General features: G+C 68.0%; 28 protein-coding genes. 27 read left to right on the forward strand and 1 reads right to left on the reverse strand.

Features of this window, described 5'->3' with window-relative positions; all coding sequences use genetic code 11:
• Position 1 precedes the first annotated feature (1 nt).
• The 14 genes from Ade02nite_RS09550 to Ade02nite_RS09615 are packed head-to-tail and all read left to right on the forward strand — an operon-like array spanning position 2 to position 5,663.
• A complete protein-coding gene (locus tag Ade02nite_RS09550) occupies positions 2–1,216 on the forward strand; it encodes a recombination directionality factor (RefSeq protein ID WP_203761198.1) in 1,215 nt (404 codons plus the stop codon).
• A 2-nt stretch (positions 1,217–1,218) separates the two neighbouring features.
• Positions 1,219–1,440: a hypothetical protein gene (locus tag Ade02nite_RS09555; protein ID WP_203761199.1), complete on the forward strand. Its 222-nt coding sequence runs from the start codon at positions 1,219–1,221 to the stop codon at positions 1,438–1,440.
• The gene (locus tag Ade02nite_RS09560; protein WP_203761200.1) at positions 1,437–1,757 is read left to right on the forward strand and encodes a DUF7701 domain-containing protein; all 321 of its coding nucleotides are present in this window, start codon (positions 1,437–1,439) and stop codon (positions 1,755–1,757) included. Before Ade02nite_RS09555 ends, Ade02nite_RS09560 begins: the two co-directional genes overlap by 4 nt.
• Positions 1,754–2,140, forward strand: a complete 387-nt coding sequence (locus Ade02nite_RS09565) for a hypothetical protein (protein WP_203761201.1) — start codon at positions 1,754–1,756, stop codon at positions 2,138–2,140. Before Ade02nite_RS09560 ends, Ade02nite_RS09565 begins: the two co-directional genes overlap by 4 nt.
• Positions 2,137–2,307, forward strand: a complete 171-nt coding sequence (locus Ade02nite_RS09570) for a hypothetical protein (protein ID WP_203761202.1) — start codon at positions 2,137–2,139, stop codon at positions 2,305–2,307. Before Ade02nite_RS09565 ends, Ade02nite_RS09570 begins: the two co-directional genes overlap by 4 nt.
• Positions 2,301–2,936 (forward strand): hypothetical protein, encoded by a 636-nt coding sequence (locus Ade02nite_RS09575; protein ID WP_203761203.1) that lies wholly within the window; start codon positions 2,301–2,303, stop codon positions 2,934–2,936. The genes Ade02nite_RS09570 and Ade02nite_RS09575 overlap by 7 nt, the downstream gene beginning before the upstream one ends.
• Complete coding sequence (locus Ade02nite_RS09580; protein ID WP_203761204.1) at positions 2,933–3,367, forward strand: helix-turn-helix domain-containing protein; 435 nt, start codon at positions 2,933–2,935, stop codon at positions 3,365–3,367. The genes Ade02nite_RS09575 and Ade02nite_RS09580 overlap by 4 nt, the downstream gene beginning before the upstream one ends.
• The gene (locus tag Ade02nite_RS09585; RefSeq protein ID WP_203761205.1) at positions 3,364–4,221 is read left to right on the forward strand and encodes a hypothetical protein; all 858 of its coding nucleotides are present in this window, start codon (positions 3,364–3,366) and stop codon (positions 4,219–4,221) included. Before Ade02nite_RS09580 ends, Ade02nite_RS09585 begins: the two co-directional genes overlap by 4 nt.
• Before the next feature lie 15 nt (positions 4,222–4,236).
• Complete coding sequence (locus Ade02nite_RS09590) at positions 4,237–4,473, forward strand: hypothetical protein (protein WP_203761206.1); 237 nt, start codon at positions 4,237–4,239, stop codon at positions 4,471–4,473.
• Positions 4,474–4,524: 51 nt separating this feature from the next.
• A complete protein-coding gene (locus tag Ade02nite_RS09595) occupies positions 4,525–4,737 on the forward strand; it encodes a hypothetical protein (RefSeq protein ID WP_203761207.1) in 213 nt (70 codons plus the stop codon).
• Positions 4,734–4,940, forward strand: coding sequence for a hypothetical protein (locus Ade02nite_RS09600; RefSeq protein WP_203761208.1), 207 nt, complete (start codon positions 4,734–4,736; stop codon positions 4,938–4,940). Before Ade02nite_RS09595 ends, Ade02nite_RS09600 begins: the two co-directional genes overlap by 4 nt.
• Positions 4,937–5,179 carry a LexA family protein gene (locus tag Ade02nite_RS09605; protein WP_203761209.1) on the forward strand — a complete coding sequence of 81 codons (243 nt, stop codon included), beginning with the start codon at positions 4,937–4,939 and terminating at the stop codon, positions 5,177–5,179. Before Ade02nite_RS09600 ends, Ade02nite_RS09605 begins: the two co-directional genes overlap by 4 nt.
• Complete coding sequence (locus tag Ade02nite_RS09610) at positions 5,176–5,448, forward strand: hypothetical protein (RefSeq protein WP_203761210.1); 273 nt, start codon at positions 5,176–5,178, stop codon at positions 5,446–5,448. The genes Ade02nite_RS09605 and Ade02nite_RS09610 overlap by 4 nt, the downstream gene beginning before the upstream one ends.
• On the forward strand, positions 5,448–5,663 hold the full coding sequence (locus tag Ade02nite_RS09615; protein ID WP_203761211.1) for a hypothetical protein: 216 nt from the start codon (positions 5,448–5,450) through the stop codon (positions 5,661–5,663). Before Ade02nite_RS09610 ends, Ade02nite_RS09615 begins: the two co-directional genes overlap by 1 nt.
• A gap of 2 nt (positions 5,664–5,665) precedes the next feature.
• Here Ade02nite_RS09615 and Ade02nite_RS49175 read toward each other — a convergent pair whose 3' ends face one another.
• Positions 5,666–5,941, reverse strand: a complete 276-nt coding sequence (locus Ade02nite_RS49175; protein ID WP_239168658.1) for a hypothetical protein — start codon at positions 5,939–5,941, stop codon at positions 5,666–5,668.
• 122 nt (positions 5,942–6,063) lie between these two features.
• Here Ade02nite_RS49175 and Ade02nite_RS09625 point away from each other — a divergent pair, with 122 nt between their 5' ends.
• The 13 genes from Ade02nite_RS09625 (at position 6,064) to Ade02nite_RS09685 (ending at position 9,554) form a co-directional block, all read left to right on the forward strand.
• Entirely contained in the window at positions 6,064–6,438 is a 375-nt protein-coding gene (locus Ade02nite_RS09625) for a hypothetical protein (RefSeq protein ID WP_203761212.1), read from the forward strand.
• Entirely contained in the window at positions 6,438–6,722 is a 285-nt protein-coding gene (locus Ade02nite_RS09630; protein WP_203761213.1) for a hypothetical protein, read from the forward strand. Before Ade02nite_RS09625 ends, Ade02nite_RS09630 begins: the two co-directional genes overlap by 1 nt.
• Positions 6,719–6,994: a hypothetical protein gene (locus Ade02nite_RS09635; protein WP_203761214.1), complete on the forward strand. Its 276-nt coding sequence runs from the start codon at positions 6,719–6,721 to the stop codon at positions 6,992–6,994. The genes Ade02nite_RS09630 and Ade02nite_RS09635 overlap by 4 nt, the downstream gene beginning before the upstream one ends.
• Positions 6,991–7,359: a hypothetical protein gene (locus Ade02nite_RS09640; protein ID WP_203761215.1), complete on the forward strand. Its 369-nt coding sequence runs from the start codon at positions 6,991–6,993 to the stop codon at positions 7,357–7,359. Before Ade02nite_RS09635 ends, Ade02nite_RS09640 begins: the two co-directional genes overlap by 4 nt.
• Complete coding sequence (locus tag Ade02nite_RS09645; protein ID WP_203761216.1) at positions 7,356–7,493, forward strand: hypothetical protein; 138 nt, start codon at positions 7,356–7,358, stop codon at positions 7,491–7,493. The genes Ade02nite_RS09640 and Ade02nite_RS09645 overlap by 4 nt, the downstream gene beginning before the upstream one ends.
• A complete protein-coding gene (locus Ade02nite_RS09650) occupies positions 7,490–7,690 on the forward strand; it encodes a hypothetical protein (protein ID WP_203761217.1) in 201 nt (66 codons plus the stop codon). The genes Ade02nite_RS09645 and Ade02nite_RS09650 overlap by 4 nt, the downstream gene beginning before the upstream one ends.
• Complete coding sequence (locus Ade02nite_RS09655) at positions 7,687–7,857, forward strand: helix-turn-helix domain-containing protein (protein WP_203761218.1); 171 nt, start codon at positions 7,687–7,689, stop codon at positions 7,855–7,857. Before Ade02nite_RS09650 ends, Ade02nite_RS09655 begins: the two co-directional genes overlap by 4 nt.
• A complete protein-coding gene (locus tag Ade02nite_RS09660; protein ID WP_203761219.1) occupies positions 7,854–8,039 on the forward strand; it encodes a hypothetical protein in 186 nt (61 codons plus the stop codon). The genes Ade02nite_RS09655 and Ade02nite_RS09660 overlap by 4 nt, the downstream gene beginning before the upstream one ends.
• Complete coding sequence (locus Ade02nite_RS09665; protein ID WP_203761220.1) at positions 8,036–8,302, forward strand: hypothetical protein; 267 nt, start codon at positions 8,036–8,038, stop codon at positions 8,300–8,302. Before Ade02nite_RS09660 ends, Ade02nite_RS09665 begins: the two co-directional genes overlap by 4 nt.
• A gap of 190 nt (positions 8,303–8,492) precedes the next feature.
• Positions 8,493–8,897, forward strand: a complete 405-nt coding sequence (locus tag Ade02nite_RS09670) for a hypothetical protein (RefSeq protein ID WP_203761221.1) — start codon at positions 8,493–8,495, stop codon at positions 8,895–8,897.
• Positions 8,890–9,096: a hypothetical protein gene (locus Ade02nite_RS09675; RefSeq protein ID WP_203761222.1), complete on the forward strand. Its 207-nt coding sequence runs from the start codon at positions 8,890–8,892 to the stop codon at positions 9,094–9,096. The genes Ade02nite_RS09670 and Ade02nite_RS09675 overlap by 8 nt, the downstream gene beginning before the upstream one ends.
• 1 nt (position 9,097) lies before the next feature.
• Positions 9,098–9,346, forward strand: a complete 249-nt coding sequence (locus Ade02nite_RS09680; RefSeq protein WP_203761223.1) for a hypothetical protein — start codon at positions 9,098–9,100, stop codon at positions 9,344–9,346.
• Complete coding sequence (locus Ade02nite_RS09685; RefSeq protein WP_203761224.1) at positions 9,339–9,554, forward strand: hypothetical protein; 216 nt, start codon at positions 9,339–9,341, stop codon at positions 9,552–9,554. Before Ade02nite_RS09680 ends, Ade02nite_RS09685 begins: the two co-directional genes overlap by 8 nt.
• Positions 9,555–9,702 lie beyond the last annotated feature (148 nt).

The raw sequence follows: 9,702 nt of genomic DNA on the forward strand, positions 1-9,702 counted from the left end.
TATGGCAATCAAGACCCTTCAGTCCCGCCTTACCCAGGTGGGCGTCATTCGCCTCGGCGAGCAACGCGTCAGCCAGCGTGGAAAGAAGTTCCCCGCCAAGCTCGACACGCTCCGCTTCACCTCCCCGTCCAAGCAGCTCATCGAAGCTGTCGCGGCGGCGTACGGCGGCCAAGTGAAGCCGTGGGAGAACAACGGTGGGCCGCAGTGGGAGGTCGTCACCGGAGTCAAAGAGGTGCCGGTCATGGTGCCCCCACAGCGAATCGACCCCAATCTTGAGCACTGGGGTAACGGCTTCCGTGATCGCATGTGCGACGGCGAGGTTGAGCAGATGAGGCAGCAACCATGTCTCTGCGCAGCTGCACAGCTGGCCGGCAGGCCATTCGGTCAGCGAGACGTCTGCAAGCCGACCACACGCATGTCGCTGATGCTCGCGGAGATTCCGTCGCTGGGTACCTGGAAGCTCGAATCGCGGGGCTGGAACGCCGCGGCGGAGCTCCCGATGCTGGCGGCGTCGATTGAGTCGGCACCCCAGCCGATCCCGGCCCGCCTGGCGGTGGAGGTGCGGGAGAAGAAGCTGTTTGACCCGTCGAAGTCGGATGACGAGGCGATCGAGTCGCGGGTGTTCATGGTGCCGGTGCTGCACTTCGAGTGGGTGACTCCGGCACAGGCGTTCGGTGGTGAGCTCGGCTCGGCGGCGCGGGCCGCCCTGGGTGCTGCGGCAAACGAGCGCCATGCCCTCGAAGCCACGAAGGTTGAGTCTGGTCGGCGCAAGTTCACGGCCGAGCAGTACATCACCATGGCCGACGACGCGAAAAACGTCGAGCAGGTGCGTGCGTTGTGGAACGACGCCAAAGACGACGGCGTACTTACCGACGAAGTCAAGGCGGTCTTGAACTCCAAGGCCGCAGAGTTCGCGCCGAAGCAGCCGGAGAAGACTCCGCCGCCGGCCGAGAAGGAGCAGGCACTCGCCTCGCCGTCTGTCCCACCCACCGATGACGTCGTGGACGCCGAGGTTGAGCCGGACGCGGACGCCCTGTGGGAGCAGATCGTCGCGCTGGCCGGTGACCGCGGCTGGGATCTGAAATCGGTCGAGCGGCAGGTGTGCGAGTTCCTGAAGAAGCCGTCGGACGAGGCGAACGGGTTCGAGCTGACCCGGTTCCTCGAGATGGCCAGTGACAGCAAGTACTCCCCCACCGCCAAGCCTGAGGAGGGCTGACCTTGTACACGTTCGAGGCACAGGAACGCCTGGAAACGGCAGCACTGCGTTCGATCACCGCCCACCACTACAGCAACCCTACCCACGCGCACTTCTCCGACGAAGCCCAGTACGCCGACGAGCAGCTGGCCCTGGCCGCCCGGGATCTGGTCCGTGCGGTGGAGGCGCTGCCGGCCGAGCGCCGACCGGTCGGCTGGGACGCCGAGGAGGCGGCGGCCCGATGACCGAATCCAACTACGTGCAGGAGCTCCGCTCGGAGATCGCCGCCCGGTTGCCGAACTGCGACGACCACCTGATCGACCTGTACACGCTGCTAGGCCTTCAGTACGGCACGCACGTCGACGAAGTGCATGTGCACAACGCGTGGGCTGTGCACACGAACCGCACCCGGCCGGACCACCGTTCGCTGATCCCGTTCCCGTTCCTGGCGCCCGAAGTGCAGGCGCTCGACACCAAATACGTCGAGGCGATCCGGCAAGCCGACCGGGCCGTCTACAGCAAGCATTTGGCGGCGCACCAGGCGAAGGAGGCGGCCCGGTGAGCGCCTACCCCGCTTTCGAGGCGGCTGAACGCCTTGCTCCGGAGCCGGAGCAGCACGCAACCGCCGACGACTGGATCCGCCACTACGCCGCCCTGGCTTTGGCCGCGTGGCGCGAGTTCCGCACAGCGTCGGGCGTCGACCTGGGCCTGCTGTCGCTCGTCGGCACCACCGCCACGTCGGCTGCGGTCGCGCTCACCTTCAACCGGCAGATGGCGCCGGGTGTCATCTGGTCACTCACCCCGGAGGCCGGCGCCCTGCACGGTGAGTGGGAGGAGTGGCTGACCGAAACCCTGGACCGGCTGGGTGTGAACCCGGCGGACATCCACCCCGGCTATGAGGCGTCGGACTTCCGCAGCCCGTCGCGGGCGGAGGTGGCCGGGTGACGGACGTCTACGAAGCCGAAGAACGCTACTTCCTGCCCCTGACCGACGACGAGCGCCGTCGGGAGGAGCACCTGGATTCCTGCTGGCAGGGCTGCGACGACCTGCACCCGGACGAACAGGAGGACCCGTGGGGTGATGAAGACTACGACCGGGATGCACCGTGGTGACCGTCATGGCCGCAACCGAGACGCGCACCTGGACGTTGACCATCCCGGCGCCGGCGAAGATGCTGTCGGCGAACGCGAAGCTGCACCACCAGACCGCGGGCCGAATCCGCAAGGCGTGGCGTGAGGCCAGCTTCACCTACGCCCAGCAGGCAAAGCTTCCGACCGGCTTGGACCGGGTGCGAATCGACATCGTCTTGCACCACACCGTCAACCGGGACCGTGACGACGCGAATTGGCACCCGCATGTCGGCAAGCCGGTCGTTGACGGGCTGGGCGTTCAGCGGGTCGTGAACGGCAAGAATGGCCCGCGGGTGGAGGTGGGCTACGGCCTGATTCCGGATGACACCCCGGCCCACCTGGACGGCCCGTTCATCAGCCTCGGCGAGAAGGTGTCCCGCAGGGACTACCCGCTGGGTCTGGCGGTGGTAACGATCGTCGACCTGACTGGGCAGCCGACGGGCGGGTTCGAGACGGAGCGGCGGGTTACGTCGGCGTCGACGGTGTGGACGTTCCGCTGCCCGGCCCGGCACCAGGTGTCGGTGACATTGCGGCACGGCGAAGACGCCGACCCAGAGCCGTACAGGGAGCTGTTCGTGGCCCGGCACGGGCACTGCGAGGCGCCGGCATGACGACCGAACTGTGCCGTGGCCGCCCTTCCGAGTGGTGGTGGACGGGCGACGACGGCAACCGGCTCGCCACGATGATCTGCCGCCGCTGCACGAGCTGCCCGGACGATGATCCGTCACCGCACGGTGTGATCCGCCGCGGGGTGGCCTACAGCAACGCAGGCCGCCCGCTACCGCCGTGCCCGTCGTGCGATGCCCCGAACACCAGCTACAGGGGCGGTGCGGTTCGCCCCTGCGACCGGTGCGCGGTGCCGAACGTGCCCATCCCCGATCTGGCCGGCAGCCGCGAGGCGCAGATCGCCGGTTCCGTTGCGCGCGGCCTCACGGACCGGCAGATCGGTGCGCAGCTCGGGCTCGAGGCGGAGACGGTCCGCAAACTACGCCGCACCTACGGGATCCGTCGCCGACCGGCGCAGGTGGCGATGCCGTCATGACCACCTTGACCACGGGCGGTCGTCGCAACGTCGACCTCGGCCGGCTCGACCCAAACTGTCCGGCCCCGTACCACGGAACGCATGCCGCATACCAAAGCGCGAAATGCCGCTGCCCGCACGCCAAGGAGGCGAAGCGGCTGTACAAAAAACGCGCCAAGCACGGGCTGCTCACTCCTGTGTTGGTAGACGCGACTGGCACCAGGCGCCGTGTGCAAGGTATGTGGGCTCTCGGTCATACGACCTCAGACATCATCGAGGAGACCGGTGGCAGGTTCAGCGAACCGGTAGTGATCAAGTTTTGCCGACAGGATCACGTCACACCGGTCAGTCGTGACCTGATCGCGGCGGCCTACCAGGTGCTGATCAACCGGCCGGGCCGATCGTCGCGCACGCGGGACCGGGCTCGAGCCGCCGGCTACGCCTTGCCGATCCAGTGGGGCGCCGACATCGACGACCCGGCAGCCGTCCCGGAACCGCTTGAGCCGGAACCGCTTGAGCCGGACGACGTCTGCACGGACCTCGTGGACGAGGCCGTCGTCGAACGTGCTCTTGAGGGCGAGCGGGTGGAGCTCACCGACGCGGAGCTGATCGCAGCCCTTCAGGCGGGGACTGCCCGCGGGGAGAAGCTGTCGACTGTCGCTGCCCGGCTGGGTGTCAACCATGTCGGCGCGAAACGCATGGTGACCGGCGAGCTGACCCCGCAGCGGGCGAAGCGTGCCCGCATCGCCGAGGCCCTGCGCCGGGACTTCTCTCGCACCGATTCCGCGCTGGCCGCCGAGCTCGGCGTGCACCACACCACCGTCGCCAACGTGCGACGCCACCTGTTCCCGGACCGGCACCAAGTCGCGTCCTGACCGAAGGAGACCACTATGCGCTGCAAGCCCCACGGCAACTGGAACTGCGTGTACGACCGCTGCGCGGCGGAGCGCCGGCGGCGTCAGTCGTCGAGCTCAACGGATGTCACCACCGAGTCGTACTCGTCGACGCCGGACTACGGCGGCGCCGGCTACCACTCGCACACCGAGTCGTACGGCAGCACCTCGTACGAGTCGGGTTCGTCGAGCTCCGACAGCGGCTCGTCGTCGTCGGATTCCGGCAGCTGCTGACCGTCGAGTCGCGGCTACTTTGGTGGCCGCGCCTCTCCTCGAGGAGGTGCTGTGAGCATCGAGACTCTGCCGTCGCCGTCGGACACTTCGGTCGGTGACGACGTGGACCACTACTACTGCTGCGATCCGAACGTCGCTTTCTGTGGCCTGGACTTGACCGATGTGCTTGAGGGTCCGGGGTTTCACCTCATCTGCCCGCTGTGTGCCCTGGCGGAGGAGTCGGGTTATCGGTGCCCGGGATGCGGCCGGACGGAGTGGCTGTGACCGCCTATCCGACCGAGCAATCGGATCGCCGCTACCGGCACGGTTGGCAGGTGGTGCGCCAGTACGCGAACGAGGCGCTGATTGTGTGCTGCTCGCACCGCTGGCAGCGAACAGCGCAGGTGTGCGCGGGCTGGCGGGAGTTCACCACCGGTCGCGCCGGCGACGTCATCTCGGTGCGCTCGACCCCTCGGGAGGTGTCGTGACCGCCGCCGTGGTTCCGCTGCTCACGCCAACCCAGTCGCGGATCCTCGCCGCGATCCGCGAGTACGCCAGCATCAACGGCTACCCGCCGACCGTGCGTGAGCTGTCCGCGAAGGTCCGCCTCTCGGTGACGGGCGTCCAGTATCAGCTGGAGCAGTTGCAGGCGAAGGGCTGGATCCGGCGCGTGCCGGGCCGGCCGCGGGCGCTGGTGGTGCTGGACCCCGCGACGGGGCAGCCGTGATCGAGTTCGCGGACGACGACGAGCGGTTCGAGACCGGCTGGACCTATGCCCGACAGGGCGGCGGGTGGTGCATTCGGGAGACGGGTGCGCCGCAGACCCTGTGCGGCCTGTTGGTCAACGCTCGAAGCTCCAGAAGGACGGGCTGGTTCGCGCATCCGCCGATGGGTCCGTCGAACGAGGCCAACGCTCACGCCGAGTGTGTGCGGCTGTACCTGGCGATGAAAGACGCACCTGAGACGCCGACGGTGGACTCCCCGGAGGAGGCGTGATGGGCAACCCGGGTCCGACCGCGATGGATGTGGTCTGCCGTGAGCCGTCGGACGTGCCTGAGGTGGAGGTGCTGCGGGCGGCTCTGGTTGAGATGACACGGGAGCGCAACGGGCTCGCGGCGGAGCTGGCCACGGTGCGGGCGGCACGAGATGTGCTGGCTCGGGACCTTCAGGTGGCGCAGCGGGAGCTGCGGAAGGCGCGGGGTGAGCAGTGAGGTTACTCGGCTTCCGCCGGTCGCGGCTTGCGCGTCTGGCCCTTACGCGGCCCCTTGCGGGTGGGCGTGACGGCCGGGACGGGCTCGCTGTCGATGAGGGCAGGCCGGTGCTCTCGGATCCACGCTTCGACGTCTTCGATGCGCCAGACCTTGCCCATGGCGATCTCGTCGTATGGCGCGGGGAAGTCGGGTCTGGCGATGATCTGCTGCACGCGCTGACGGCTGACGCCGCCGAGGCGGTCGCCGATCTCACCTGCCCCCATCAGGTACTTCCCCATGGTCGCCAACATAGAACTGAGACTACTTGCACCAATACAACCCCTGCAAGGCGTGGCGTCTCGAGCATTGCCCTTGTAATGTGACTATGGCACTTGTATTGCGACAAGACCTGGGAGGACTGATGACCGTCACCGACAAGCCCGATCCCGCTCGCATAACCACGCCGGAAGAGCGTGCCCCGCTGTACGCCGCCTACAAGGCGAGCCGCGACCGGGGCGATGAGATCGGCTACCGCTGCCCCGACGACTCGATCGTCCAGTACGCGGTGCGCGCCTACGACCGGGCCAAGTACGGCACCGAGGCCCTGGCCCTGCCGGACTGGCTGGTCGACCTCATCCACGCCGCCGCCTCCCATGCCGAAGGTATGGCGTGCTCCCCCGATCACATTCACGGTCAGGTCTGCAACCGTTGCACCTGGGAGTCGCTGTACGAGGCGGTGCCGGCGCACACGAAGGTTCTGGCCGTGCAGGCGCTGGCGCTGCGGGCGGCGGCCTGATGACCACCCGCGAGGTCCGCGTCCACCGCGCCGACGGTGTCACCAGAGACGACGCCGTCCAGTCGGTCGTGATCCGCATCGACCAGGAGCAGCAGACGCCCGAGTACAGCAGCCCCGAGTACGTCACCGCCACAGCCGCCATGTTCAAGGCGGACGGCAAGGCGCTGGCCGACGCACTGTTCGACGCCTGCCCTGGCGGCACCATCAGTGAGCTGATCGCTGAACTGCTGGAGCGCCGGGCCTGCCACTTCCGCGTCCGCTTCCCGCAGGAGGCGAACCGATGAGCGCCCGCACCCTGCCGCCCCGCCGCCCGCAGTCGGAGCGCCGCCACTGGGTCTTCCTGTACCGCTGCGGTTGCCCGTTCGGCCTCGTCGAACTCTCGAAGTTCTACAAGACCGAAGACGACGCCTGGGACGGCATGTTCGACACCCGTTCCGAGGAGCGCCGCGCCCGGGCGGCCGGGGTCCGTGTCGAGTACGTCGACCACGCCACCTACAGCCGCGACTTCTACCCGCGCATGACGCAGGACTGCACGCACGGAGGGATGCAGCAATGACCATGACGGTGACCTACCCGCATCCGCCCGAAGGTCTCGACGCCCGCTTCCTGGCGGTGGTCTGCTCCGTCCACTGCTCCCACTGCGGCGACGCCTACGAGGGCGAGTTCGGACCGGTGCGCTTCAACGCCGACCAGTTGGCCAAGCTTTCCGACTTCGAGATCTCCGAGAGCGGCTGGATCGTCAACCTTGACGGCCTGCACAGTGACGAGGTGGGCGACCACAAGCTGGTCTGCCCCCGCTGCGCCGAGATCGGCTGGTGCGACGTCTGCGACGAGCCCATCCGTGCCTGGCAGGACGTCCGCAACACCACCGATGTTGGCGTGGTTCACGCGGGCTGCACTGAGGCGGAGGCGAGTCGATGACCGACCAACCCGTCGTCGACCTGAACGAGACGTGCGAGCACCACTGGAAGTCGTACGCGGGTGACGACCAGATCGCCGCGCACCGGCAGTGCTCATGGTGCTGCGACGTCGAGTGGGACGAGCTAACCCGATGACCAGCCCGATCACCGGCCACATGGTGGTCATGCAGTACTACGACCGCAGCGGTCTCCTCGGCGCCTTCGGCCCGTACCCGACCTGGGACGCTGCGAAAGATGCCATCGGGTGGATCCGTGAGCTACCGATGCAGGACGCCCTGTTCGAGGTAGTACCGCTGTTCGGTGCTCCCGGCCTTGACGAGGCGACCCAATGACCAGCTTCGGCAAGAACCTGCACCCGGCCCATGTCGCGTCCCGCCGGCGCCGTGCCGTGTGGATGACCAGCCACGGTCACACCGCCGCGGAGGCTGCCCGCGAGGTGGGCGTCTCGAAGCGCACCGTCGAACGGTACAAGGCCGCCGACCGGGCGGGTGCGCGGTGATCCCCCACGTTGTCGTGCAGGTGTACTCCGACGGCACACCCGTGCGCGGCGGCTCCCTGCAGCTCTGCGCCGACCGCGCTGAGGCCGTTTCTCTCACCACGGCATTGAACGAGCGCGCCGTGCGGGACCACCGCAGCAGCCGGTTCCGCGCCTACCGCCTCGAACCCGTGGAGGAGCCGTGACCGGCATCTACCTGACTGTCGACGACCGCCGGTTCCTGCGTGCTGTCCGCCTCGGCCACATCGAACGGGCCGCGGACGGCAGGGTCGTGCAGCGCGGCGACCACCGTGCCGGGCGCCGCGACAAGGCGCTCAAACGGGCTCGGGAGGCTGGCTGGGTGCACCCCGAGCCGGACGAGGCGGGCGTGTACCGGCTCACCGAGCAGGGAGAGCGGGATCTGGCCGCGCGGGAGCCTGACGTGCGAGTGAGCGCGGTGACGTCGTGACCGGCTGGGGCCAGCTTGAACGCGGCGACCTGGCCGTCGGAGTTACCCGTCACCCTCTACGCAAAAGCATCTGCGTGACGGTACGGAGCGGCTCGGTGGTGTACGTCGCCGCGTACTGCCGCAACGAGGAGGAGGCCGACCGGCTGTGGGCAGCGCTCGTCGAGATGACGGGCGCCGAGCAGGAGGTGTCATGAGCGACGACGAGTTCTTCACCATCAACGGCGTCGAGGTCACACCCCGGATGCTCGCCGAGGCTCGGCAGGAGCTGGCCCGGCGCAGCCCGTTCAACGCGGGCTTCTACCCGGCGTTCGACGAGCTCACCGAGCAGGAGCAGAAGGTGAGCGAGTTGGAGGCCCGGAACTACCTGCGAGCGCTCACAGCCCTGCTGCCGGCTAAGCCGGGGACGGTCCGGGTGTACGCCGTCGCCAACCTGCGCAAGGGCCGCATTCACGGGCTCACCTGCAACGTCAATCAGTCCGTCGCGTGGGTGCAGGAACTCATCGAGCAGTACGGCGATCCGCTGGCCGCCACGCAGACAGTGGATGTTGTCGATCCTGCCGAACAGTCGATCCCGTGGCGACGGTCCGATGACTGACCGCCTCGCCGGCCTGTGCCGCTCCGGCAAGTCGGGCTCGTACCCCGACGAGCAGACCGCGGTGGAAGCGCTCGCCGCGATCCGGGCCGAAGCCGAACGGGACTGGAACCCGGGCCGGAAGGTGCCGTGCCGGGTGTACGAGTGCGGCTGCGGTGAGTGGCATCTGACCAGCCAAGCGAAGCCGAAGAAAGGGCTCTGACGTGCTCAGTCACGACCTGGCGCGGGAACTCCTGGCCCGGCGCAACAACGACATCCGTATCGAAGTACTCGTCGACGACGATCCAGAAGGCGAACGCGCCATCTGGGCAAAGCGCACCGAGCTGCGCGACAACGACAACGGCGGCTCTCCGTACCAGATCCCGTCCGAGCAGGTCGTCTCCTACGACTCGGACGACGACGTGATCGTCATCAAGGCCAACTTCGTCGTGACAGGCCAGTCCGTTGACTGACTTCCCGTACGTCTGGACGTGGCGTCAGTGCCGCTGGGATTTCCCCGGCGCCGCCGTCCGCGTGCCGTGGTTCGGCGACGGCGTGGACCGGGTTGGCCGGCGGTGCCGGGTCCTGGTGCGCGGGTCGATGAACAGCGCGCTGATCGAGTTCGCCGACGGCTCCCGGGTGGTGACCAGCCGCGGCGGGCTGAGGAAAGCGCCCGAATAGGGCTTAAAGCCGCAGCCTGTAGTCAACTTTTGCACATTTCAACAAGGAGCATCCCGTGATCATTACTGTGCCCCGTACCGGCCTCGTGATTGCGGGCTGCGATTTGTCCACCGTCAACACCCGACGGAGTGGGATCCGTTGCACAGCA

Origin of the sequence: Paractinoplanes deccanensis, from assembly GCF_016862115.1 — a bacterium.
GTDB lineage: Bacteria > Actinomycetota > Actinomycetes > Mycobacteriales > Micromonosporaceae > Actinoplanes > Actinoplanes deccanensis.